The following is a 26,090-nucleotide window of genomic DNA, read 5'->3' on the forward strand; positions in this document are numbered from 1 at the left end:
CTTTATTAGGTCACCCGCGCGGTTTTTCGTAAGTTTGTCCACAAAATATATATAAAGTTTTATGGGAAAGATCATTCTTACCGGCGACCGTCCTACGGGCCGGCTCCACTTGGGACACTACGTCGGTTCCCTGCGCCGCCGCGTCGAACTGCAGGAATCGGGCGAATTCGAACGCATATTCATCATGATAGCCGACGCGCAGGCCCTGACGGACAACGCCGACAACCCCGAGAAGGTGCGCCAGAACATCATTGAAGTGGCACTCGACTACCTTTCGGTCGGCCTCGACCCGCAAAGGTCTACCCTTTTCATCCAGTCGCAAATCCCGGAGCTCTGCGAGCTCTCGTTCTACTATATGAACCTGGTCACCGTACAGCGCCTGCAACGCAACCCGACCGTGAAGGCCGAGATCCAGTTGCGGGGCTTCGCCGAGAACGCCGCCGAAGGCGACACGCAGCAGAAGCAGGGCATCCCCGTAGGCTTCTTCACCTACCCCATCAGCCAGGCGGCCGATATCACGGCATTCAAGGCCACGACCGTCCCTGCGGGCGAAGACCAGGAGCCGATGATCGAACAGACCCGCGAGATCGTCCACAAGTTCAACACGGTATACGGCCCGGCACTCGTCGAGCCCGAGATCCTGCTGCCGGAGAATGCGGTCTGCATGCGTCTGCCGGGCACCGACGGCAAGGCCAAGATGTCGAAATCGCTCTGCAACTGCATCTACCTCTCGGACAGCGCCGACGAGGTGAAGAAGAAAGTCATGGGGATGTATACCGATCCCGACCACCTGCGCGTCGAAGACCCGGGCAAGGTGGAGGGCAACACGGTGTTCACCTACCTCGATGCCTTCAGCCGCCCCGAGCATTTCCCGAAATATCTGCCCGACTACCCGTCGCTGGACGAGCTGAAGGCGCATTACCGCCGCGGCGGCCTGGGCGACGTGAAGGTCAAGAAATTCCTGATCGCCGTGCTCAACGAGACGCTGGAACCGTTCCGCGAACGCCGCAAATACTACGAAGGCCGCATCGAAGAGGTCTATGAGATTCTCCGCACCGGTTCGGAGGCTGCCCGGCAAATGGCCTCGCAGACACTCGACGACGTGAAGCGGGCCATGAAGATCAACTATTTCGACGACAAACGGCTTATCGCCGAACAAGCCGAGCATTTCGCTCGCAAACAATAGGATGCAGTTACGCACCGAGCATATCTACCGCGAGTTCCTCCGCCTGACCCGGCGGTTGAGCAACAGCCAGATCATGATGCTGCTGGCTGTCGTGGTCGGTATACTCGCCGGACTGGGCACCTACCTGTTCGAAATACTGCTGCACGGCATCAAGAGCGGGCTGATACGCTGGTTCCCGGTGGACAGTGCGCATGTCCTGTTCCTGATCTACCCCGCCATCGGCATCATACTCGCCACGCTGTTCGTAAAATACATCGTGCGCGACAATATTTCGGAGGGCGTAACGCGCGTGCTCTACGCCATGTCGAGCCGCAACTCGCGCATCCCGGGGCACAACTGCTGGACGTCGATCGTAGGCGGCGCCACGACCATCGGGTTCGGCGGTTCGGTGGGGCCCGAGGCGCCGATCGTACTGACGGGCGCGGCGATAGGCTCGAACGTCGGGCGGCTGGTGCGCCTCAATTACAAGCATACCACGCTGCTGCTCTGCTGCGGTGCCGGTGCGGCGCTGGCAGCCATCTTCAAGGCCCCGATCACAGGCGTGGTCTTCGTGCTGGAGATACTGATGCTCGACATCACGGCCGGCTCCGTGATCCCGCTGCTGATCGCCTCGATCACGGCCACGACGATGGCTTTCATGCTGCGCGGCTTCGACCCCATACTGGCCGTGACGCTCCAGCCGCAGGACGCCTTCGAGCTGTGGCAGATACCGCTTTTCATCCTGCTCGGCGTATGCTGCGGGCTGATGTCCTGGTATTTCACCTCGACCAACCTGCGCGTGGGCAACTTCTTCCGTAAGATCGACAGCCAATATAAGAAATGGCTCGTCGGCGGCGCCGTGCTGGGCATCCTGATCTTCATCTTCCCGCCGCTCTACGGCGAAGGCTACGAAGGGTTCATGTCGCTGATGCACGGCCGCGCACAGGAGCTGTTCGACAATTCGCTCTTCTACCGCTTCCGGGAAATCGACTGGGTGGTCATCCTCTTCGTCATCGCCACGATGTTCTTCAAGGTCATCGCCATGGCCTCGACCAACGCCGCGGGCGGCGTGGGCGGAACCTTCGCGCCGTCGTTGTTCGTGGGGGCGTTCACGGGAGCCTCGATCGCCCTGCTGTGCAATGCATTCTTCGACTGGGACGTCTCGGTCGTCTCGTTCACGCTGGTGGGCATGGCCGGCGTGATGTCGGGCGTGATGAAGGCGCCGCTGACCTCGATCTTCCTCATCGCGGAACTTTCGAACGGCTACGGACTGTTCATCCCGCTGATGATCACGGCCTGCATATCGTTCGCCGTAGACTATTACCTCGACCCCGACTCGATCTACACCAAACAACTGCGCCAGCGGGGCGAACTGCTCACGCACGACAAAGACCAGTCGGTATTCGTCTTCCTGAAGCTCGACGATCTGATGGAGACCGATTTCCTGCGCATCAAGGAGAATTTCACGCTAGGCGACATCGTGCACATCATCTCGACGGCACGCCGCAACATCTTCCCCGTGATCGACAACTTCGGACACCTGCTGGGTATCGTGCAGCTGGACGACCTGCGCGAAGACATGTTCAAACACGAAAAATACGGGCAGCCGATCTCCGACTACATGATCCAGCCCCCGGACAAGATACTCGAACACGAATTGATACAGGGCGTCATGGAGAAATTCGAGGACAAGCACACCTGGATGCTGCCCGTGGTCGACAAACAGAACCGCTACCTGGGCTTCATTTCCAAATCGCGCATCTTGAACGCCTACCGCGAACAGCTGGTGAAGATACAGCAGTAAACCGGGGTTAACCTCCGCATCTTCGCTGCAATGCCCATAATCACTCCGCACCTCCCGTTGAAAAGGGAGGCTTTTCCCCGACGATAAACCTACGGCAATATGACGACAGAAAATCCCTATCCCTGGGCCGACGGCATGAACTGCGCGGTTACGGTATGCGACACCGGGGACACGATCCTCTACATGAACGACAAGGCGCGCACGACCTTCGCCCGGCACGGCGACATGATCGGCAAAAACCTCTTCGACTGCCACAGCGAACGGTCGCGCGGAATTATCCGGCGCCTGCTCGCCGACGGGGGCACGAATGCCTACACGATCGAGAAAAACGGCGTCCGCAAAATGATCTACCAGACAGCCTGGCGCGTGGACGGCATCGTGGGCGGGCTGGCAGAGATCTCGATGGAGATTCCCGCCGATATGCCGCATTACATCCGGGGCTGACCCGACGGCAAACCCGATCCGGCACAGCAGCGATGGCCGGTCACCGGCGCCAAGCATCGAGCGGCCGATGACAGGCGCCCGGGCCCGGTGTGTATGTTCCGATACCAGCACCCGGTATCTGGATCCGGCATCCGGAGGAAGGCGGAAAAGCAGTTTGCGGAAATCCGGTTCCGGAACACAACCTGCGAACGGTCAACAACAGGCAGTGAAGACCAAACCGCGAATACCCGGCTGTGAACAATAAGCAGCGAACAGAAGCCGGTAAACAGAATGCAAGGACAGGAAAACGCGAACCGGTGACACCGGGCCGAATCCGGATTGAGCCGATGAATTCCCGGGAATTGCGGACAAAATTTTTAGAGGGCCTTAAGGCCCTCTAATTTTTTAGTGTTCAAAAATTTTGTCGTGTTTGCTTGCCAAAATGCAAAATAAACTTTACATTTGTATTAGTCAAACCACTAAAACGATTACCGTATGCCTAAAAACCTTTTATTGCCGCACCGATGCAAACACCTCGCATCAATCCTGCTGATCGTCGCCCTGGCTTTCATTCTCATAATGGTCCTCCGGCCGGTCGAAGAGGAGCGAACCGACACATGGCTCCTGTCGGCCGCAACGATCGCCATGATCGCTCTGCCGATAATCGCCCTCTCCCGTGAACGGATCGAAGACGAGTACATCTCTTCGCTGCGCGGACAAACCCTGGTCGCCGTCATCTACCTGTTCTTCATTGTCAACCTGCTCCGGATTCCTTTCTTCTACGTCGGAACCCGGATATTAACTTTGGGTGAGATCGTCCGAATCAAGACATGGACGGACTGGCTTTCCAATCCGGTATTTATCTGCGCCGTATACGTAATCATTTTCAATCTGCGCTTGTGGCGGCTCCGATGCCGCACACCGGAAGCGGATGAAAATGCCTAACGAACCCTGTATCTGCAAAAACAAATAAAAAACTGCATTATGAAAAAAGACTATTTACTGCCCGTCGGTTTCAAGAAAATCGGATGGATATTGCTGCTTCCCTCCGTCCTGCTCGGCTGTTACATGCTTTTCCTGCAGGACAAACTGAACTGGCTCGACAGCCTGAACGAGCACCTGCTCAATAACACGGCCCTTATCGGCACGGCCATCGGCCTGATCTTCATAGGCTTCGCCCGCGAACGCAACGAAGACGAAATGATTACTTCGTTGCGGCTGAACAGCCTGTTCATCTCCGTATACGCCAACTACATATTACTGATCCTGCTGGCACTGTGTTTCTACGACTTCGAGTTCCTGACCTGCATGTTCGTACTGCTGTACACCATCCCGGCCATCTACTACCTGCTTTTCCGCATGGCCATGTACCGGCTTAACAAAACGCTCCGCGATGAAGAATAGGATTCGAGTCGAACGCGCCGAAGTACGCATGACCCAACAGCAGTTGGCCGATGCCATCGGCGTAAGCCGCCAGACCGTAAACGCCATCGAGGCCGGGCGCTTCGTCCCCTCGACGGTACTGGCACTGAAGATCGCCCGGATCTTCGGCAAACCCGTCGAACAGGTTTTCCAGCTCGAAGAGGGGGACTGACCCCGCGGAGGCATACCGCGGCAGACAAGAAAGGGGGGGGGTACCATGATACCGCCCCCCTTGTGTTTTCACGGCGGGCACGCCGTCCCGCATACGCCGCCCGTACAGGCGGCGTGACGCAGCAGCGAAAGCCCTATAATTTGATGTCGTAAATCTGAATCACGCCCTGCAATTTCCCGGCATCGTCCGTGACGAGCAGCGACGTGACCTTGTTACGGGTCATCATCTTCTCGGCCTCGATCAGTTTCTTATCCGCGGAGATGGTTTTCGGGCTGGGCGTGGCGATATCGGCGGCCTTGATATTGAAGAACTCGGCGCGGCGGCGCTCCATCGCACGGCGCACGTCGCCGTCGGTCACGATGCCCTCGATCCGGTCACCCTCGCAGATGATGATAAGCCCCAGCCCGCCCTTGCTGATGGCGTGGATCATATCCGTCGCCGAGCAGTCGGGCGCCACGACCGGAAGGTCGTGCGAACGCATCACGTTGCCCACGGTCATCAGCAGGCGACGCCCGAGGCTGCCGCCCGGATGCAGGCGTGCGAAATCGACGCTCGTGAAGCCCCGCATCTGCATGAGTGACACGGCCAGCGCATCGCCCATGGCGATCTGCGCCGTGGTCGAGGTCGTCGGCGCGAGGTGCAGGATGCAGGCTTCCTCTTCGACGCTCACGTCGAGATGGATATCGGAATTCTTCGCCAGCGCCGATTCGGGATTGCCCGTCATCGACACCAGCTTGTTGCCGTTGGAGTGGATGAAAGGCACGATCTTCAGGATTTCGTCGGTCTCGCCCGAATAGGAGAGCGCCAGCACGACGTCGTCCTTCGAGATCATCCCCAGATCGCCGTGGAAGGCCTCGCCGGGATGCAGGAAGAAACTCGGGGTTCCGGTCGAGGCCAGCGTCGCGGCGATCTTGCGCCCGACGAGCCCCGATTTGCCCATGCCGGTGACGATGCATTTGCCGCTGCATGCGAGGATCAGCTCCACGGCATCGGCGAAATTGTCACCCAAGGTCTCCTTCATGTGCTTGAGCGCCAGCATCTCGGTATTGATGGCCTTGCGGGCCAGGTCGAGGATCTGCGCTTTGGTGGTATCGGTCATTATAGCAAGGTTTTAATGAGATTCTCCAGATCGTCGAGTTGCAACATGTTGGGGCCGTCGCTCCTGGCGCAGTCGGGGCAGGGGTGCACTTCGAAGAAGAAGCCGTTGGCACCGAACTCCCGTGCCGCCCGGGCCATGGCCGGCACGAACTCGCGGTTGCCTCCCGTCGTACCGCCCGCACCGCCGGGACGCTGCACCGAATGGGTACAATCCATCACCACGGTCTGCGCGATGCGCAGCATGTCGGGGATATTGCGGAAATCGACCACCAGATTGTTGTAACCGTAGATATTGCCGCGTTCGGTGAGCCATATTTCCGAAGCCCCCGCATCGCGCGCCTTCTCATAGGGGTACTGCATGTCCAACCCCGAAAGGAACTGCGCCTTTTTGATATTCACGGTCTTGCCCGTCCTGGCCGCGGCGGTGAGCAGGTCGGTCTGCCGGCAGAGGAAGGCCGGGATCTGGATCACGTCGACGACCTCGCCCACAGGCGCGGCCTGCCACGCCTCGTGGATGTCGGTCAGCAGGCGCAGCCCCCACTTCGCCCGCACGTCGGCGAGCATACGCAACCCCTTTTCGAGTCCGGGGCCGCGGAACGAGGAGATCGAGGTGCGGTTGGCCTTGTCGAACGAGGCCTTGAAGATAATATCCGTCCCGAGGGCCTTGTTGATCGCCACGAGGCGTTCGGCCACGGTGTCGAGCAACTCGGCGGATTCGATGACGCAGGGGCCGGCGATGAATTTCATAGCTGTCATTTTATAAATTCCGGATGGTGTGACAAAAACTCCTCGGCACGTGCGAGGTCTTGGGGCGTGTCGATGCCGATGGTCTCGACGTCGGTGATGCCCACGCCGATCCTGTAGCCGTTTTCGAGCCAACGGAGCTGCTCGAGCGACTCGGCCTTTTCGAGCGTGGACTGCGGCAACGCCGTGACGGCACGCAGCACCTCCGTGCGGAAGGCATAGAGGCCGATGTGCTTGTAGAACGTATGGTGCGCAAGCCACTGCGAGCGTTCGACGCCGCGCAAGTAAGGGATGACCGAACGCGAAAAATAGATGGCCCGCGACTGCGCATCGAGCACCACCTTCGGCGAATTGGGGTTTTCCAGCGCGGCCAGGCCGTCCGCTTCGGCAAAGGGTTTCACGAGCGTGGCGATGTCCGTCGCGGGATCGTCGAAGCAGCGCTTCACGGCTTCGAGCTGCGACGCCCGGATGAAAGGCTCGTCGCCCTGCACGTTGACGACCACGTCGTAGAGCTTTCCCTGCCTGAGGTAGGCTTCCCAGCAGCGATCCGTGCCGCTCTTATGGTCTGCCGAGGTCATCTCGGCCTTGCCGCCGAATGCCACCACGGCATCGTAAATCCGCTCGTCGTCCGTGGCGACCACGGCATCGTCCAGTACGCCCGCCACCTGCTCGTAGACCCGCCGGATAACGGGTTTCCCGCCCAGCACGGCCAACGGTTTGGCCGGGAAGCGGGTCGACGCATAACGCGCCGGTATGATTGCGATAAATTTCATCGGCAGAGGAATTGATCCATAAAATTAAAAAAGTAAAAGGTGAAAAACAAAACTTTCCACCTTTTACTTCTTTCGGGTCGCTATATGAGCGCCTGTTTCAGCACTTCGTCGTTGGTCTTCACGTAATGGAAGGTCAGTCCGTCGATGTATTCGGGCTTGATCTCGGCGATGTCCTTGCGGTTCTCCTCCGAGAGGATCAGCTCGTTGATCCCGGCGCGTTTGGCCGCCAGAATCTTCTCCTTGACGCCGCCCACCGGCATCACACGGCCGCGGAGCGTCGTCTCGCCCGTCATGGCGATACGATCCCGGACTTTCCGCCCCGTGTAGGTCGAAACGATCGAGGTCACCATCGTAATGCCGGCCGAAGGGCCGTCCTTCGGGATCGCACCCTCGGGGACATGGATGTTGATGTCGTTCTTCTCGAACAGCGCGGGGTCGATACCCAGCTCCTTGCTGTGTGCCATCACCCACTCGTGGGCGATCGTAGCGGACTCCTTCATCACATCGCCCAGGTTACCCGTCAGGCTGACCTTGCCCTTGCCGGGCGTCAGCACCGACTCGATGTAGAGGATGTCGCCGCCGACCTCCGTCCAGGCCAGGCCCGTCACGACGCCCGTCATGCCGCCCACCTCGTACTCTTCCTTGAGGAACTTGGGCATGCCGAGGATCTTTTCGACCTCCCTGGCAGAAACCTCCGGGGCGAAAACCTCGTCGAAGGCGATCTGCTTGGCACGGGCGCGGGCGATCTTGGCCAGCAGTTTGTCGAGCGAGCGGACACCCGACTCGCGGGTATAGCCGGCGATGATGCCTTCGACTACCTCGGGGGCCATCGTGAGTTCCTGCTCCTTGATGCCGTGCGCCTCGCGCTGCTTGGGCAGCAGGTGGTCGAGCGCAATGCGCACCTTCTCCTCGATCAGGTAGCCGGCGATATTGATCATCTCCATGCGGTCGCGCAGCGCCGGTGCGATGTTGGCGATATTGTTGGCCGTGGCGATGAACAGCACTTTCGACAGGTCGTACTCCATGTCGATGTAGTTATCGTGGAAGGTGGTGTTCTGCTCCGGGTCAAGCACCTCGAGCAGCGCGCTCGACGGGTCGCCGTGGTTCGAAACGGTCACCTTGTCCACCTCGTCGAGGATGATGACCGGGTTCGACGAACCGCACCGCTTGATAGTCTGGATGATCCGTCCCGGCATGGCGCCGATGTAGGTGCGGCGATGCCCGCGGATTTCCGACTCGTCGTGCAGGCCGCCGAGCGAGATACGCCCGAACTTGCGGCCCAGCGCCGCCGCCACCGACTTGCCCAGCGAGGTCTTACCCACACCCGGAGGGCCATAGAGGCAGAGTATCGGGGATTTGAGGTCGCCCTTGAGCTTGATGACGGCCAGGTGTTCGAGGATACGCTCCTTGACCTCCTCCAGCCCGAAATGGTCGCGGTCGAGCTGCTCGCGCGCGCAATTCAGATCGAGGTTGTCCTTGGTCACCTCGTTCCACGGGAGTTCCAGCAGCAGTTGCAGGTAGGTCATCTGCACCGAATATTCGGCCACGGCGGGATTCAGCCGCTCGACCTTCTGCAACTCTTTCTCGAAGGTTTCGCCGACCTCCGTGGGCCAGTTCTTCTTCTTGGCCTCCTCGCGCATCTTCTCGATGTCGGCATCGGCGCCGTCGCCCAGTTCGTCCTGGATCGTGCGCATCTGCTGCTGCAGGTAATAGTCGCGCTGCTGCTTGTCGATCTCCTGCTTCACGCGCTCCTGTATCTGGTTCTTCAGCTCGGCCAGCTGCTGTTCGCGGATCAGTATTTCGAGCAGCTTGCGGGCACGGGCCAGCAGGCCGGGGGCCTCCAGCAACGACTGGCGGTCTTCGTCCGTAAGCTCCATGTTCGAGCAGATGAAATTGATGATGCCGCGCTTGGAGTCGATGTTCTTGATGGCGAAGGCCGCCTCCTTGGGCATCGACGGCGAAACGTTGATGATGTTGAGCGCCACGTCGCGGATCGAATCCACGAGGGCCTCGAACTCGATGCTCTTCAGGTCGGGCGTCGTATCGCGCAGGGCGGTCACCCGGGCCCGGAAATAGGGCTCGGTCGTAATGTATTCGCGTATTTCGATCTTCTCCAGGCCGTTCAGGATCACCGTGAGGTTCCCGTTGGGCATTTCGAGGATTTTGATGATGCGCGCCGCGGTGCCGACCTTGTACATGTCGTCCGGCGCGGGGTCTTCGACGTCGCTCTCGCGCTGCAACACGGCGCCCAGAATGCCGCCTTCGGCATTCACGGCACGTACGAGGCTGATGCTCTTGTCGCGTCCCACGGTGATCGGGGTGATCGCACCGGGGAAGAGCACCGAACTGCGCAGCGTAAGGATCGGGATGATTTCCGGCACTTCGACCTCCTCGGCGACCTCGTCGCCGCCGGTCACGATCGGAATCACGTGGTGTTTGCCGTCGAGCAGCTCGGGAAGCAGGCTCGCATCTTCGACTTCGATGGTTTCGATTATCTTATCTTTTTTACTCATAGTTTACAGATACAAATATATAATGGTGCAAAGGTAACGATTTTTTATAGATATTTATTTTATCTTTGACAGAATGTTAATAACTTTGCAGGCCAAATAACGAAGCAAAACATTCACACCGCTATGCAAATCGCCGATAAATATTCGCCGCAGGAGATCGAACAGAAATGGTACGACTACTGGATCGACAACCGGCTGTTCCATTCGGAACCCGACGGACGCGAACCCTACACGATCGTCATCCCGCCGCCCAACGTGACCGGCATGCTCCACATGGGGCACATGCTCAACAACACGTTGCAGGACGTGCTGATCCGCCGTGCCCGCATGTCGGGCAAAAACGCCTGCTGGGTGCCGGGCATGGATCACGCGTCGATCGCCACGGAGGCGAAAGTCGTGGCGATGCTGCATGAAAAGGGCATCGAGAAGTCGTCGCTTTCGCGCGAGGAATTCCTCGAATACGCCTGGGAGTGGAAGGAAAAATACGGCGGCATGATCCTCAAGCAGCTGCGCAAGCTGGGCGCCTCGTGCGACTGGGAGCGCACCTGCTTCACGATGGACGAACCCCGCACCGAGAGCGTCATCAAGGTATTCTGCGACCTTTACGAGAAAGGCAAGATCTACCGCGGCGTACGCATGGTCAACTGGGATCCCGCGGCGCAGACGGCGCTGTCGGACGAAGAGGTGGTATTCAAGGAGTCGCACGGCAAGCTCTACTACCTGCGCTACCTGGTCGAAGGCTCGGACAAGGCGGTCATCGTCGCCACGACGCGCCCCGAAACGATCCTGGGCGACACGGCGCTGTGCGTCAACCCCAACGACCCGCGCTACGGCTGGCTGCCGGCCGGGGCGCGCGTCATCGTACCGCTGGTGAACCGCGCAATCCCCGTAATCCGCGACGAATACGTCGATATCGAGTTCGGTACGGGCGCGCTGAAAGTGACCCCGGCGCACGACGTGAACGACTACATGCTGGGCGAGAAATACAACCTCGAGGTGATCGACATCTTTAACGACGACGGCACGATCAACGACAAAGTGGGGCTGTACGTCGGCATGGATCGTTTCGACGTCCGCAGGAAGATCGAAGGCGACCTGGCGGCAGCCGGCCTGCTGGAGAAAACCGAGGATTATACCAACAACGTGGGCTATTCGGAGCGCACGGGCGTGGCCATCGAGCCGAAACTCTCGATGCAGTGGTTCCTCTCGATGGGACAGCTGGCCGAACCGGCGACGAAGGCCGTCATGGAAGACGCGATCCGCTTCGTGCCCGAGAAGTACAAGAACACCTACCGCCACTGGATGGAGAACATCAAGGACTGGTGCATCTCGCGCCAGTTATGGTGGGGCCAGCGCATCCCGGCCTGGTACCTGCCCCAAGGCGGCTTCGTAGTGGCCCCGACGGCCGGGGAGGCGCTCGAAAAGGCGCGCGCGAAAACCGGCGACGCCTCGTTGCAGCCATCCGACCTCAGACAGGACGACGACGTGCTGGACACGTGGTTCTCGTCGTGGCTGTGGCCGATTTCGGTCTTCGACGGCATCCGCAACCCCGGCAACAGGGAGATCAGCTACTACTACCCCACCAACGACCTGGTGACGGGCCCCGACATCATCTTCTTCTGGGTGGCGCGCATGATCATGGCGGGTTACGAATACCGCAGCGAAAAACCCTTCGGCAACGTCTATTTCACGGGCATCGTCCGCGACAAGATCGGCCGCAAGATGTCCAAGCAGCTGGGCAACTCGCCCGACCCGCTCGACCTGATCGCCAAATACGGCGCCGACGGTATGCGCATGGCGATGCTCATCTCCTCGTCGGCAGGCAACGACGTGATGTTCGACGAGGCGCTCTGCGAACAGGGACGCAACTTCGGCAACAAGATATGGAACGCCTACCGCCTGGTGAACGGCTGGTCGGCGGACGGCAAGGCCGCACAGGACGAGAACAACCGCCTGACTGTCGAATGGTTCCGCCAGACGCTCGGCGTCGCTTTGCGCCAGATCGCCGACGATTTCGGTTGCTACCGCATTTCGGAGGCGTTCAAGACGGCCTACAAGCTCTTCTGGGACGATTTCAGCGGCCTGTACCTCGAGATGGTGAAACCCGCCTACGGGCAGCCGATCGACGCGCCGACGTTCGAAGCCACACGCACGTTCTTCGACTCCCTGATGCGCGTGCTGCACCCCTTCATGCCCTTCGTGACGGAAGAGATCTGGCAAGACCTCGCCCCGCGCAAAGAGGGCGAGTCGATCACCGTCGCCCCGATGCCCCAGCCGGCCGAAGCCGACGGGCAATTGCTGGCGCGGTTCGAACTAGCCCGGGAGGTGATCTCCTCGGTGCGCAACGTCCGCAACCAGAAGAACCTGCCGCAGAAGGAGGCGCTGACGCTCAAGGTGATCGCCGACGAGAACTACCCGGCCGAGTACGCCCCCGTGATGCGGAAAATGGCCAACCTGACGGCCATCGAGACGGTGACGGAGAAAGACCCGGCGGCCGCAGCGTTCATTGTCAAGACGACGCAGTATTTCGTGCCGATGGCGGGCAAGATCGACGCCGAAGCGGAACGACGCAAACTGACGGACGAACTGGCCTACCAGGAAGGGTTCCTCGCGAGCGTGATGAAGAAGCTCTCGAACGAGCGTTTCGTGCAGTCGGCCCCCGGGAAGGTGGTGGCCAACGAACGGGCCAAGCAGGCCGACGCCGAGGCCAAGATCGCGGCCATCAAGGCGCAACTGGAAGCCCTCTCGTAAACAAGGACGGACATGCCCTGTCCCGAATTCCCGAGGGGTTGGGACAGGCATTCCCCTCAGCGGCCACGCCGCAGACGAACCACACCCGCGCCGCAGGGCCGGGTTTAACGACGACACGATTTGCCGACAATCACCATATACACGGACGGTTCAGCGCTCGGGAACCCCGGGCCGGGAGGCTACGGCGCGGTACTCCTTTCGGGGCGGCACCGCAAGGAGCTGTCGCAGGGATTCCGCCTGACGACCAACAACCGCATGGAGCTCATGGCCGTCTGCGTGGCGCTCGAGGCGCTCAAGTTCGACGGGTCGGACGTCACCGTGTATTCCGATTCGAAATACGTCGTGGATGCCGTGACGAAAGGCTGGGTCTTCGGCTGGGTGAAAAAACAGTTCGCCGGTAAGAAAAACCCCGACCTGTGGATGCGCTTCCTGCGCGTGTACCGGCATCACAATGTCCGCTTCGTCTGGGTCAAGGGGCACGCCGACACGGTGGAGAACAACCGCTGCGACCAACTGGCGGTCGCTGCCGCCAACGACAAGGCGCATTTACTGGAAGATACGGGTTACGAACCCTGAAAAGGGGCGGACGGCATGTCCGCCCCTTCGTTTTTTAGGTTCTAAATTCCCCGGAACTTCGCACTTTTAAGCCGGGAGTTCAGAATTTCACATTATTATTTCTATCTTTGTCCCGATTATCACATAACCTGCAAATAATCCGCCCGTAATGTTTAAAATATACATGAGGCTCCTGGGTTTCGCCCGACCCATCCGCAAATACGCCATCCCCTATTTCTTCTACTCACTTTTCTACGCGCTGTTCAATTCGCTCACGTTCCTGCTGATCATGCCGATCCTCAAGACGATGTTCGATGCGGATTACACGTTCGTATACGTGGAGAAGCTCCCCCCGCTGGCGTTCAACCAGGAATACCTGACGGCACTGTTCAACTTCACCTATTCGCACCTGTTCACCGAATACAACCCCGAAAACGTCCTGCTGCTGCTGGCCATCGTCACCATTTTCGTGAGCCTGCTGAGCAACCTGTTCCGCTACATGGGGGCCTGGACGGTCGAGAACATGCGCACCCGCACCCTGCAGCGCATGCGCAACGAGATGTTCTCCAAAGTCGTGGACATGAACGTGGGCTATTTCAGCGACCAGCGCAAGGGCGACATCATCTCGAAGATCACTTCGGACGTCGGCGTGGTGCAGTTCTGCATCACCAACACATTGCAGGTAGCTTTCCGCGAGCCGTTCCTCATCATCGGTTATACGGTCATGATGGTCGCCATCTCGTGGGAGCTGGCACTCTTCTCGGTGCTTTTCCTGCCCGTCGTAGCACTGATCATCGGCAGCATCGTCAAGCGCCTGCGCCATCCCGCGCGGACAAGCCAGCAGCGCATGGGCGAACTGGTCTCGACGCTCGACGAATCGCTGTCGGGCATCAAGGTCATCAAGAGCTACAATGCCACGGGATACGTCAAGCAGAAATTCTACGACCTGAGCGAAGACCTGGCGCGGCTGACCCTTTCGATGGCCCGCCGCCAGCAGCTGGCTTCGCCGATGAGCGAATTCCTGGGCATCTCGGCCGTAGGCGTCATCCTGGTATTCGGAGGTTCGCTCGTATTCAAGGACGCGCTCAGCCCCGAAGGCTTCATCGCCTTCATCGCCATGTTCTCGCAGATAACGCGCCCGGTGCGCACGTTCATCGACCAGTTCTCCAACATCAACCAGGGTATCGCCGCCGGCGAACGCATCTTCTCGATCATCGACGCCCAGAGCGAAATCCAGGACAAGCCCGGGGCGATCGAACTCGACGGGCTGAAAGACAAGATCGAATTCCGGGACATCCACTTCTCGTACGACGGCAGCCGCGAGGTGATCGAAGGCATCTCGTTCGAGATCAAGCGCGGCGAGACCGTGGCCCTGGTAGGCCCTTCGGGCGGAGGCAAGTCGACCCTCAGCGAACTCATACCGCGTTTCTACGACGTAAAGGCGGGAGACATCCTGATCGACGGGGTTTCGGTGCGCGACTACACGCAGGACAGCCTGCGCGCCCACATGAGCGTCGTGGCGCAGGACACCGTGCTTTTCAACGACACCATCGAAGGCAACATCGCCATGGGCAAGGCCGGGGCCACGCACGAAGAGATCGTCGAGGCTGCCCGGATCGCCAATGCCGACTGCTTCATACAGGAAGCCCCCGAAGGCTACCAGACCAACATCGGCGACCGGGGCGTCAAACTCTCGGGAGGCCAGCGCCAGCGGCTTTCGATCGCACGCGCCGTACTGAAGAACCCTGAGATACTGATCCTCGACGAGGCCACCTCGGCACTCGATACGGAGAGCGAAAAACTCGTGCAGGATGCCCTCAACAAGCTGCTCGTCGGCCGCACGTCGGTGGTTATCGCCCACCGCCTGTCGACGATCCACAACGCCGACAAGATCATCGTCGTCGACCACGGCCGCGTGGCCGAGCAGGGCACCCACACCGAACTGCTCGCAAAGGGCGGCATCTATGCCAAACTGATCGAATTGCAGTCGTTCGACTAAAAATGCCGGCATGTACCGATGAGAGGCGAAAAGGAAAAAATGCTGGCGGGCGAATGGTTCGACCCGCATGATGCGGAGCTGACGGCCGACCGCGACCGTGCCACGCGCCTGATGCATCGCCTCAACGTCGAATGCTGCGGCCATGACGACGACTACCGCGCCACGCTCGGGGAATTATGCCCCAACGTGCGGGGGTTCATCCGCGAACCTTTCCACTGCGACTACGGCTACAACATCCACATGGGCGAAGGTTCCTTCGTCAATTTCGACTGCGTCTTCCTCGACCTGGCACCGATACGCATCGGCTGCGGGACGCTCATAGGCCCCAAAGTGCAGCTGCTCACGGCGCACCACCCGTTCGACGCCGCAACACGCGGAACGGCCCTCGAAGCAGGCAAGCCCATCGTCATCGGCGACCACTGCTGGCTGGGCGGCGGGGTGATCGTATGCCCGGGCGTCACGATCGGCGACAGGGCGGTCATCGGGGCGGGGTCGGTCGTCACCCGAGATATCCCGGCGGATTCGGTCGCGGCAGGCAACCCTGCACGCATCATCCGGACGCTCTAAATATCCCCTGACATCCTTTTGCGCCATGTTCACACCCTACACACCGAATTTCCAATCCCTGATGCTCATGCTGGACGCCGCCCACATGGGTTGGTGGAAGGCGAATTTCCAAACCGGAGAACTGTATGTCTCCGAATATATCGCCAGGCTGCTGGGGCTCGACGGCGACAAAATCCGGATCGGCCAACTGACGCACCTGATCCGTGAAGACTACCGGATGCCGATCCACAACGAGTTCATGGCGCTCAAGGTCAGCAGCAAATTCGACAGGACATTCCCGGTCGAACTTCCCGAGGGCGAAGTCTGGCTCCATGCCCAGCTCGTCGGACGGCAGACCGACCCCGATACGGGCACGCACCTTTTCGGCTACATGCAGCGCGTCCCCGTGCACGACCGGCGCGAAGCCGAAATCCTGACGCTCGAAAACAACTACCACACGGTCGTGAAGGAGAACAAGCACATGGACGTGCTGCTCGACCACCTGCCGATCGGGTATTTCCGCATCCGGTCCGGCTGCTTTACGACAGCGACGGACGCGCCATCGACTACCTTTTCCTCTCGGTCAACCGCGCGGCGCAGCAAATCGTGGGGATAGCGCCGGATGCATATACCGACAAGACGGCGCGCGAAGCCGGCCTGCCCGTCGATGCCCATATCGACAAGCTCGCGCACATCCGCATCGGCGACTACAAGGTTTGCGAATGGTTCGCGGAAAAGACCAGGCGGCATTGCCGCAGTTTCCTGTACAATACGCCCAACGACGAAACCGAGCTCGTGATCCTCACGCTCGACATCACCGACGCCGTAACGGCGCACAAGGCACTGGACGAGCAGGAAAAACTGTTGCGCAACATCATCCAGAACGCCCCCGTCGGCATCGAGATCTACAACCACCGGGGACGGCTCATCGACATCAACACCTGCGACCTGGAAATGTTCGGGGTGAAAGATCCCGGCAAAATACGCGGGCTCAACCTGTTCGACAACCCCAATTTCCCGGAGGAGACGAAAATCCGCATCCAGCACGGCGAAAGTGCGGATTTCACCGCCCGTTACGAGTTCGGGAAACTCGACGGCTACTACGAAAGCACGCGCCCGGGGCATTTCGACTGGACGGGGCGCATACGCTGCCTGTACGACGACCGGGGCGAACTCACCCACTACCTGCTCATCAATATCGACAACACCGAATTGCGGCAGATACAGAACCGGGTCTCGGAATTCGAAGCCCTGTTCCGCATCATCTCCGAATATGCCCAGGTAGGATATGCCAACTACAACCTCTACAACAAAGAGGGCTATGCGCAAAACGTATGGCTGCGCAACTACGGGGAAGCCGACTCGGCGCAGATCAGCGACGTGATCGGCAAATACCGCCACATCCACCCCGAAGACCGCAAAATCCTGCTCGATCTGCTGGCGCGCTTCTCTGCGGGTGAAGTGCAGTCGGCAACAGCCATCTGCCGCGTGCTGCACGACGACGGCCGGAAAACCTGGATCAAGACCCACCTCATCTGCCGGGACTACCGCCCCGGGGAACAGATCATCGACATGCTGGGGATCAATTACGACATCACGGCACTCAAGCAGACCGAACAGGAACTGATCGCCGCCAAGGAGCGCGCCGAGGAGTCCAACAAGCTCAAATCGGCCTTCCTGGCCAACATGAGCCACGAAATCCGCACGCCGCTCAACGCGATCGTAGGCTTTTCGGAACTGATGGCTACGGAGGCCGACCCCGACCAGCGCAAAGAGTTCGCCGACCTGATCCTGACGAACAACACCCTGTTGCTGCAAATCATCTCCGACGTACTCGACCTGGCCCGGATCGAATCGGGACGCATAGAGATCGTCCGCACGGAATTCGACGCCCGCGACTTTTGCCGCGAGGTGGCCGAGACATTCCGCCTGCAAGTGGCCGAAGGGGTCGTCCTGCGGCTGGAAGACGGCCTGCCCCGGCTCCCGCTCGAGGGTTACAGGCAGGGGCTGCACCAGATACTCGGCAACTTCATGCGCAATGCCGTGAAATTCACGACAAAAGGTTCGATAACGATCGGGTTCTCGCAACGCCCGGGATGGGTGCGGTTCTACGTCCGCGATACGGGCATCGGCATCCCCGAGGAGGAGCGCGCCAAGATTTTCGACCGGTTCTACAAGGTCGACACCTTCACGCAGGGCACCGGGCTCGGGCTGCCGATCTGCAAGAACATCGCCGAACAGCTCGGCGGCCGTATCGGCGTCGATTCCGCCGTCGGCGCGGGGTCGTGCTTCTGGGTCGAAATCCCGGCCGGGGAATAGCCCGCGCCGGGCAGATGCCGCCACGGACGGAATGGGCGCAATTTTGCGTGCTTTTCAAATCTTTTTTATATCTTTGCAAGTTGTCGGAAAAAGAGTAGTCTTTCCGGCACTTCCGGCCATGCCGGCGTACGACCCCGAACGAAATAAAAAACACATATACCATGAAATTCAATGAGTATAAAGGCCTCGACCTGGCCCAGATAGCCGCCGACGTGCTCGGCGAATGGGACGCCCGCGACACATTCCACAAGAGCATCACCACGCGCGAGGGGCACCCCGCGTTCGTATTCTACGAAGGCCCCCCGTCGGCCAACGGGATGCCCGGCATCCACCATGTCATGGCCCGCACGATCAAGGACGTCTTTTGCCGCTACAAGACGCAGCAGGGGTATCTCGTGCACCGCAAGGCGGGCTGGGATACGCACGGGCTTCCCGTGGAGCTGGGCGTCGAAAAGAAGCTCGGCATCACCAAGGAAGACATCGGCAGGAAGATTTCGATCGAGGAGTACAACCGCACCTGCCGCGAGGCCGTCATGGAATTCACGGGGGCGTGGGAAGACCTGACCCGCAAGATGGGGTACTGGGTCAACATGGACGATCCGTACATCACCTACGACAACAAATATATCGAAACCCTGTGGTGGCTGCTCAAACAGCTTTTCGACAAGGGTCTGCTCTATAAGGGCTATACGATCCAGCCCTACTCGCCGGCGGCGGGCACGGGGCTTTCGACGCACGAGCTGAACCAGCCGGGCTGCTACCGCGACGTGAAGGATACGACATGCACGTCGCAGTTCAGGATCATCCGCGACGCGAAAAGCGAAAAGCTCTTCGGCGATGTCGAGGGGACGCTCTATTTCCTGGCGTGGACGACCACGCCGTGGACCTTGCCTTCGAACACCGCGCTGGCCGTAGGCCCCGCGATCGAATACGTCAAGGTCAAGTGCCGCAACCCCTACACCGAAGAGCCGCAGACGGTCATCCTCGCCAAAGACCTCGTCGCATCGTACTTCACCAAGAAGATGGAGGGAACCTACCAGATCACGGGAGAAAGCTGGATGGGGCCCGAACTGGAGGGCATCCGTTACGAGCAGCTGATCCCCTGGGTAAAGCCGATGGGCGACGCGTTCCGCGTGATCATAGGCGACTATGTGACTACGTCGGACGGTACGGGCATCGTGCACATCGCACCGACGTTCGGCGCCGACGACGACCGCGTGGCACGCATCGCGGGCATCGCCCCCCTGTTCATGGTAGACAAGGCCGGCAAAAACCAGCCGATGGTCGACAAACAGGGCAGGTTCTTCAGGCTCGAAGACCTCGACCCGGCATTCGTCGAGCAGAACGTCGACGTCGAAAAATACAAGGAGTATGCGGGCCGCTACGTCAAGAACGCCTACGACCCGGAGATCGCCTGCGATGCCGAGACGACGCTCGACATCGACCTGGCCGTGATGCTGAAAGCCCAGAACAAGGCATTCAAGATCGAAAAGCATACCCACTCCTACCCCCACTGCTGGCGTACGGACAAGCCGGTGCTCTACTACCCGCTCGATTCGTGGTTCATCCGCACCACGGCGCTGCGCGAGCGGATGATCGAGCTGAACAAGACGATCCGCTGGAAACCCGAATCGACCGGGACGGGCCGTTTCGGCAAATGGCTCGAAGGGCTGGTGGACTGGAACCTTTCGCGCTCGCGCTTCTGGGGCACTCCGCTGCCGGTATGGGCTACGGAGGATTACTCGGAGCTGAAGTGCATCGGTTCGATCGGGGAGCTGATGGGCGAGATCGAAAAGTCGATTGCCGCAGGCTTCATGAAGGAGAACCCCTTCAAGAACTTCAAGGTCGGCGACATGTCGAAGGAGAACTACTCGACCCGCAATATCGACCTGCACCGTCCCTATGTGGACAATATCGTACTCGTGTCGTCGAAAGGCGAGCCGATGAAGCGCGAAAGCGATCTGATCGACGTGTGGTTCGACTCGGGTGCCATGCCGTACGCGCAGCTGCACTATCCGTTCGAGAACGGCGGCGACTATTTCAAGTCGGTCTACCCGGCCGATTTCATCGCCGAAGGCGTCGACCAGACGCGCGGCTGGTTCTTCACGCTGCATGCCATCGCCTCGATGCTCTTCGACTCGGTAGCCTTCAGGAACATCATTTCGAACGGGCTGGTGTTGGACAAGAACGGCAACAAGATGTCGAAGCGCCTGGGCAACGGCGTCGACCCGTTCGAGGTACTCGCAACCTACGGGGCCGACGCCACGCGCTGGTACATGATCTCCAACTCGCAGCCGTGGGACAACCTCAAGTTCGACAAGGACGGCGTGGACGAAGTACGCCGCAAGTTCTTCGGGACGCTCTATAACACCTACTCGTTCTTCGCGCTCTACGCCAATGTGGACGGATTTACGGGCAAGGAGCCGGAAGTCCCCGTGGAGAAGCGACCGGAGATCGACCGGTGGATCATTTCGCTGCTCAATACGCTCGTCAAGGAGGTAACCCGCTCGCTCGAGGATTACGACCCGACCCCGGCGGCACGCGCCATCCAGGAGTTCGTGGGCGAAAACCTCTCGAACTGGTACGTGCGCCTGAACCGCAAGCGCTTCTGGGGCGGCGGTATGAACGAGGACAAACTGGCGGCCTACCAGACGCTCTACACCTGCCTGGAGACCGTTTCGATGCTCGCGGCACCGTTCGCACCCTTCATCTCCGACCGCATCTTCCGCGACCTGAATGCCGTCAGCGGCCGCCACGCGGACGAGTCGGTACACCTCTCGACCTTCCCGAAGGCCGACGAAAAGCTGATCGACGCCGACCTGGAGGAGATGATGTCCCTGGCACAGCGCGTATCGTCGATGGTGCTCGCCCTGCGCCGCAAGGTGTCGATCAAGGTGCGCCAGCCGCTCACCAGAATTCTCATCCCGGTGCTCGACCCAGCCATGGCACAGCATATTTCGGCCGTGAAGAACCTCATCATGAACGAGGTGAACGTCAAGCAGGTCGAACTGATCGAGGACACCACGGGCATCATCACCAAGCGCATCAAGCCCAACTTCAAGACGCTGGGCCCGCGCTACGGCAAATACATGAAGCAGATCGCCGCCATGACGGCGGAGTTCTCGCAGGAGCGTATCGCCCAGATCGAAGCCGCGGCCCAGACCGTACTCGACCTGGGGGATGAAAAAATCACCGTGACCCCGGCCGATTTCGAGATCACCTCGGAGGACATGCCGGGATGGCTGGTAGCATCGGAAGGCAAACTTACCGTAGCGCTGGACATTACGCTGACGGAAGAGCTCCGGGCGGAAGGCGTGGCACGCGAGTTGATAAACCGCATCCAAAATATCCGTAAGGACTCGGGATTCGAGGTGACGGACAAGATCCGCGTCGAGATCGAACAGAAGGAGTTCGTGGCCGGCGCGATCGCCAAATATGCCGGATATATCGCATCGCAGACGCTCGCCGTCGAGGTGAAAGCGGCCGCACGGCCCGAGGGAGGCGTGGTCGTGGATTCGGATGTCGACGACGAGCCGATCCGGATAGCCGTGACACGTATCTGACGGGCGGCTAAGGCGGCAAATCCGCTTCGGGAAACGGCAAATGCGTCTTGCTGAGAACGATATAAAGGGTGCGTCCGGACGATATCGTAGATAACGATATAAAATTTGGTGTTTACGGAAAAATTGTTTAATTTTACATAAAACCAACAAGGAAAAGACGACTATGGCAGACGAAAGAACCAGATACAGCGACGCCGAACTCGAAGAGTTCAAGCAGCTCATCCTGAAAAAGCTTGAGAATGCGCGCGCGGACTATGAGCTGCTGCGCGCCACGATCACCCACACGGCTGATAACGACACGGAGGATACGTCCCCGACGTTCAAAGTCCTCGAAGAGGGCGCAGCGACCCTCTCGAAAGAGGAGAGCGGACGTCTGGCGGCCCACCAGATGAAATTCATACGGAACCTGGAGATGGCTCTCGTGCGCATCGAAAATAAGACCTACGGCATCTGCAAGACCACTGGCAAGCTCATCCCTAAGGAGCGGCTGATGAAAGTGCCGCACGCCACCGAGTGCATCGAAGCCAAAGAGGGGCGCAGGTAATCCTGCAAACCGGGCATGGCAGAAAAAAGACGACTTTCTCAGTCGTCTTTTTTATTCGGGCCCGGTCGTCTGTCCCGGCACATGCCCGCCGACAGGCAGCCGCTATGTCAGCCGCAACGGCTGCAGGATCGACGGTCTTCACAACAGCCGCAATGACAGCTGCCTTAACAGGTGCATTGTCAGTCTCAACGGCAGGGCATACCGGTACCCGACACCGTTCGGTTTTTCGCCGGGAGTAACTCCTGCCAGCGTGAGACTGCATTTTAGCGGGTTCCAGCGCACTTTTTCATCAAAAAATACGTTATCTTTGAAGATATGTATCGCCGGATTTGCATACTCGTGCTGACCCTCCTCGCTGCGCAAAGCGTCTGTTTCGCCCGCACGGTCGGCCCCGGCGTGCGGTCGCCGGACAGGGTCTCCCCCGGCGGGTTCTCCCCCGACAGCCTGAACACGGCGACCTCGGAGCGCAACCAGCGCCTCTACGACAGCATACAATCCAAAACCAACCGCCGCGCAGTCCCGCGCATGCTTTACAGGATGCTCTTCGTCAAACCCGTACTCGATACGACGATGAACGGGCGCGTATTGGACGAAAGCAGGTTGCTGGAACCTTATGCCGGAAAAACCGTAGGCGACATCACCATCGAGCGCATGATGCCGTTCGACTCGTGCGGCAACTGGTTCGAGCGCGCAGGCAACAAGACCCACATGCTGACCCGCGAACGGGTTATCCGGCGCGACCTGCTGTTCAAGCCGGGCGACAAGTTCGATCCCCAGCTGGTCGTCCGCAACAAGCAACTGCTGCGCTCGCGCCCCTACATCTCCGATACCGAGGTGATCGTCGTACCCGACTCGCTCGATTCGACCCGTGTGAATATGGTCATCCGCACGCGCGACAGCTGGACGATCAGCATCGACGCAGGCATACACGGCGAAGGGCGCACCATGGTCGGGCTTTCGGACGCCAACATTTTCGGCACGGGCAACACCCTGAAATTCAAGACCAATTTCAGCCGCAGGGATTTCTCCTACGGCGGCAACATCGTGGAATACAAAATACCCAACGTGCTGGGGACATTCTACACGGCCGACTTCTCGGCAGGCCGGGACTTCTACAACTCGGAGCTGAACCTCGGGCTGCGCAAGGAGTTCATCCGGCCGACAGACTACGAGATAGGCCTCACGTACAGCGACATAAAATCGAAGCGCTACATGGTCGACCTCGACACCTCGCTGCTCGTGAAAGTCCGCAACCTCGACGTATGGGGCGGCAAATCGCGCTACATCCGCTCCATAAACTCGAGCGTCTTCCTGACGGGCCGTTACAGCTATGCCCGGTTCAGCCGCCGCCCGCCCGTCACGGCCGACTATAACCCGGCACTGCACGATTACGACGCCATGCTCTTCGGCGGCGGCCTCTACCGGGAAAAATTCTACACGGCGAACATGGTTTACGGGTTCGGTACCCGCGAGTATCTGGCGACGGGTTACAAAGCCGAGCTGGTGAGCGGCTATTCGTGGGGCGAGTTCAACGACGAGATGTACCTCGGCATGTCTTACCAGACCGGCGGTTTCCGGGGGATGGGCTACATCATGGGCGGCTTTACGCTGGGAAGCTACATCGACCTCAAAAGCGGCATGTGGCGCCACAGTGCCGTCGACGTAGACCTGAAGTGGTTCTCGAACCTGTTTCTGTTCCGGCGCAGCCGCATCCGCCAGTTCCTGGCGTTCAACTACACGCAAGGCTGGAACCGGGGCGAAGGCAGCGACGAAATGATCCGCTTCACCCACGACAACGGGTTGCAGGCGCTCAAAGAGTACGTCACCGGAACCAACCGCATGATCCTCAACACGGAAACGGTGGTCTTCACCCCCTACCAGCCCCTCGGGTTCCGCATCGCGGTTTTCGGATTCGCGGACTTCGGGCTGATAGGCTATTCGCCCAATATCTTCAAGAACGATTTTTTCACCTCGTTCGGGCTGGGTGTACGGCTCAGGAACGAGCGGCTCGTATTCAACACGGTGCAGATCCGCCTGGGAATCGCATTCGGCAAACGCGGGCTGGTCGAGAGCGAATATTTCCGCCTGTCCAACGCCACACGCGTCGAACAGTACCGCTACCGCCCCACCCGCCCTGAGATCGTAGGGTTCAAGTAAGCGCAACGCGCCGCAACAGACCCGCAAGCGAAAGCCGCAGGCATGAAAAAACGGAGGCCACGGCCCCCGTTTTCGCCATTCCCCGCCCGGGGAGCGTCACTGCTCGACGATCTGTCCCGTCTCGTCGATCGTCAGCACCCGGTCATATTGTTTGACCTTTGCCCTGAAATCGTGGAAATCTTCGGCCTCCTGGTACTTGCAGGGGACGACTTCGTTCCCCTGCCGGTCGATATACCCGTACCCGAGCCCCTTGACGAAGACGCGCGCCAACCCGCAGCTGAACGGATAGGCCTCGTGATACTTGAGCGGCACGACCAACTGGCCGTTCGTGGCGATATAACCCCAGCGGGCATCGTAGAAATCTTCGGAATTGGTGCCGAAACGCATCACGGCGGCACGCATCTCGCTGAACTCGGCGGCATCGTCCCACTTGGCAGGGATCACTTCACGCCCCTCGGTGTCGATATAGCCGCAACGAGGCTCCATACCTTGGAAATTCATGCCGTAGAGGTCGGTATTGAAAGGCGCCAGCCCGTCGTTGAACCTGCCGATGCGTTTATAGCGGAACGAGCTGACCTCACCGCCGTTGCGGTCGACGAGCCCGAAATTGACATTGTTGTAGCTCACCACGGCCACCCCGCCCGAGAAGGGCCGCGCCACGGAGAAACGGGGCGAAATAGCCACATTCCCCTTGACATCGACATACCCGTAATTGCCGAACTGCTCCAGCCTGAACGCTGCGAGCCCCTCGCCCGGGGTGTCGAGGTAGTAATAGCGGCACGGGATCGTCTCGTGCCCCAGCGTGTCGATAAGTCCCCACTGGCCGCCGTAGGGCTCGTCGCGCAGCACCATGCTGCCGCCGTAGTTCGTCCGGGCATAGCCATCCTTGAAATCGGAAATATAAGAGAAGAAACAAGGCAGCACCTCACGCCCGTCAGCACCGAGGAAGCCATGTTTGCCGTCGCTCGTCACGGGGATCAGCCCGTAGGCGTTCGGCTCGCCGATCAGGTTATAGGCACAGGGGACTATCACCTCGCCGTCTTGGCGCAGGATGCCCCATTTACCGTCGCGCAGGACACGCATCCAGCCCCGTTCGTCGGGTTCGCCGATCTCGGAATAAAGGCAGGGGATGATGGTTTTCCCCGTTTTGTCGATACGTCCCCAGAGCTCGCCGGCCTGCACCCAGGCCATGCCGTCGTCGAACGCCCCGGCCACCGTAAATTGCGGAGCCACGACCGCCCGGCCTGCGGTATCTATATAGCCCCACAGCCCTTCGGGCTCCTGCACGGCGGCCAGTCCGTCGTCGAAACTCCGGGCATCTGCATAACGGCATTCGATGACCAGCCGTCCCGTCCCGTCGACATACCCCCAACGGCCGACCCCTTCGTTGATATCGAGCACCGCAGCACGGTTATCGTTCACGGATCCGACCTCGGCATATTTGGCCGTGCGCTGCTCGAATGTCCGGCCGCATGAAACGAACATTGCGACCGTAAGAAAAAATAGCAGGCGTTTCATAGCTTCTGTTTTGTATTTTACATG

The 26,090-nt window shown here is 59.7% G+C and carries 20 protein-coding genes; 15 read left to right on the forward strand and 5 right to left on the reverse strand.

Features of this window, described 5'->3' with window-relative positions; genetic code table 11:
- Window positions 1–61 precede the first annotated feature (61 nt).
- From trpS to NQ559_RS01725, 6 genes are all read left to right on the forward strand, one after another.
- A complete protein-coding gene (trpS, locus tag NQ559_RS01700) occupies window positions 62–1,186 on the forward strand; it encodes a tryptophan--tRNA ligase (protein ID WP_018695217.1) in 1,125 nt (374 codons plus the stop codon).
- Window position 1,187: 1 nt separating this feature from the next.
- Entirely contained in the window at window positions 1,188–2,969 is a 1,782-nt protein-coding gene (locus NQ559_RS01705) for a chloride channel protein (RefSeq protein ID WP_018695216.1), read from the forward strand.
- Between the two features lie 99 nt (window positions 2,970–3,068).
- On the forward strand, window positions 3,069–3,413 hold the full coding sequence (locus NQ559_RS01710; protein ID WP_018695215.1) for a PAS domain-containing protein: 345 nt from the start codon (window positions 3,069–3,071) through the stop codon (window positions 3,411–3,413).
- Window positions 3,414–3,887: 474 nt separating this feature from the next.
- Window positions 3,888–4,337 carry a hypothetical protein gene (locus NQ559_RS01715; protein WP_154653997.1) on the forward strand — a complete coding sequence of 150 codons (450 nt, stop codon included), beginning with the start codon at window positions 3,888–3,890 and terminating at the stop codon, window positions 4,335–4,337.
- A 39-nt stretch (window positions 4,338–4,376) separates the two neighbouring features.
- Window positions 4,377–4,796 (forward strand): hypothetical protein, encoded by a 420-nt coding sequence (locus NQ559_RS01720; RefSeq protein WP_018695213.1) that lies wholly within the window; start codon window positions 4,377–4,379, stop codon window positions 4,794–4,796.
- A complete protein-coding gene (locus NQ559_RS01725; protein ID WP_022333401.1) occupies window positions 4,786–4,986 on the forward strand; it encodes a helix-turn-helix transcriptional regulator in 201 nt (66 codons plus the stop codon). The genes NQ559_RS01720 and NQ559_RS01725 overlap by 11 nt, the downstream gene beginning before the upstream one ends.
- Window positions 4,987–5,119: 133 nt before the next feature.
- Here the strand turns inward: NQ559_RS01725 and NQ559_RS01730 are convergent, their stop codons facing one another.
- The 4 genes from NQ559_RS01730 to lon all read right to left on the reverse strand — a co-directional run bounded on the left by NQ559_RS01730 (window position 5,120) and on the right by lon (window position 10,114).
- The gene (locus NQ559_RS01730; RefSeq protein WP_018695211.1) at window positions 5,120–6,085 is read right to left on the reverse strand and encodes a KpsF/GutQ family sugar-phosphate isomerase; all 966 of its coding nucleotides are present in this window, start codon (window positions 6,083–6,085) and stop codon (window positions 5,120–5,122) included.
- Window positions 6,085–6,831, reverse strand: a complete 747-nt coding sequence (gene kdsA / locus NQ559_RS01735; RefSeq protein ID WP_018695210.1) for a 3-deoxy-8-phosphooctulonate synthase — start codon at window positions 6,829–6,831, stop codon at window positions 6,085–6,087. Before kdsA ends, NQ559_RS01730 begins: the two co-directional genes overlap by 1 nt.
- A 5-nt stretch (window positions 6,832–6,836) precedes the next feature.
- Window positions 6,837–7,601 (reverse strand): 3-deoxy-manno-octulosonate cytidylyltransferase, encoded by a 765-nt coding sequence (gene kdsB / locus NQ559_RS01740; RefSeq protein ID WP_018695209.1) that lies wholly within the window; start codon window positions 7,599–7,601, stop codon window positions 6,837–6,839.
- 80 nt (window positions 7,602–7,681) lie between these two features.
- Entirely contained in the window at window positions 7,682–10,114 is a 2,433-nt protein-coding gene (gene lon, locus NQ559_RS01745) for an endopeptidase La (protein WP_018695208.1), read from the reverse strand.
- Between the two features lie 123 nt (window positions 10,115–10,237).
- Between lon and NQ559_RS01750 the strand changes: the two genes are divergently transcribed.
- The 9 genes from NQ559_RS01750 (at window position 10,238) to NQ559_RS01790 (ending at window position 24,548) form a co-directional block, all read left to right on the forward strand.
- Window positions 10,238–12,865: a valine--tRNA ligase gene (locus NQ559_RS01750; RefSeq protein WP_018695207.1), complete on the forward strand. Its 2,628-nt coding sequence runs from the start codon at window positions 10,238–10,240 to the stop codon at window positions 12,863–12,865.
- 120 nt (window positions 12,866–12,985) lie between these two features.
- On the forward strand, window positions 12,986–13,441 hold the full coding sequence (rnhA, locus tag NQ559_RS01755; protein WP_018695206.1) for a ribonuclease HI: 456 nt from the start codon (window positions 12,986–12,988) through the stop codon (window positions 13,439–13,441).
- A gap of 148 nt (window positions 13,442–13,589) precedes the next feature.
- A complete protein-coding gene (locus NQ559_RS01760; protein WP_018695205.1) occupies window positions 13,590–15,419 on the forward strand; it encodes an ABC transporter ATP-binding protein in 1,830 nt (609 codons plus the stop codon).
- An 18-nt stretch (window positions 15,420–15,437) separates the two neighbouring features.
- Window positions 15,438–15,986: a sugar O-acetyltransferase gene (locus NQ559_RS01765; protein ID WP_018695204.1), complete on the forward strand. Its 549-nt coding sequence runs from the start codon at window positions 15,438–15,440 to the stop codon at window positions 15,984–15,986.
- A 25-nt stretch (window positions 15,987–16,011) separates the two neighbouring features.
- Entirely contained in the window at window positions 16,012–16,581 is a 570-nt protein-coding gene (locus tag NQ559_RS01770; protein ID WP_018695203.1) for a PAS domain-containing protein, read from the forward strand.
- Window positions 16,572–18,284 carry a PAS domain-containing sensor histidine kinase gene (locus NQ559_RS01775; protein WP_018695202.1) on the forward strand — a complete coding sequence of 571 codons (1,713 nt, stop codon included), beginning with the start codon at window positions 16,572–16,574 and terminating at the stop codon, window positions 18,282–18,284. The genes NQ559_RS01770 and NQ559_RS01775 overlap by 10 nt, the downstream gene beginning before the upstream one ends.
- Window positions 18,285–18,445: 161 nt before the next feature.
- Window positions 18,446–21,847, forward strand: a complete 3,402-nt coding sequence (ileS, locus tag NQ559_RS01780) for an isoleucine--tRNA ligase (RefSeq protein ID WP_018695201.1) — start codon at window positions 18,446–18,448, stop codon at window positions 21,845–21,847.
- Between the two features lie 163 nt (window positions 21,848–22,010).
- On the forward strand, window positions 22,011–22,391 hold the full coding sequence (locus NQ559_RS01785; protein ID WP_009598700.1) for a TraR/DksA family transcriptional regulator: 381 nt from the start codon (window positions 22,011–22,013) through the stop codon (window positions 22,389–22,391).
- 315 nt (window positions 22,392–22,706) lie between these two features.
- Window positions 22,707–24,548 (forward strand): BamA/TamA family outer membrane protein, encoded by a 1,842-nt coding sequence (locus NQ559_RS01790; RefSeq protein WP_018695200.1) that lies wholly within the window; start codon window positions 22,707–22,709, stop codon window positions 24,546–24,548.
- A 96-nt stretch (window positions 24,549–24,644) separates the two neighbouring features.
- On the opposite strand, the gene NQ559_RS01795 is transcribed toward NQ559_RS01790, so the two are convergent.
- Window positions 24,645–26,066 (reverse strand): WG repeat-containing protein, encoded by a 1,422-nt coding sequence (locus tag NQ559_RS01795; protein WP_018695199.1) that lies wholly within the window; start codon window positions 26,064–26,066, stop codon window positions 24,645–24,647.
- Window positions 26,067–26,090: the final 24 nt, after the last annotated feature.

Source organism: Alistipes onderdonkii, from assembly GCF_025145285.1.
Classification (GTDB): Bacteria; Bacteroidota; Bacteroidia; order Bacteroidales; family Rikenellaceae; genus Alistipes; species Alistipes onderdonkii.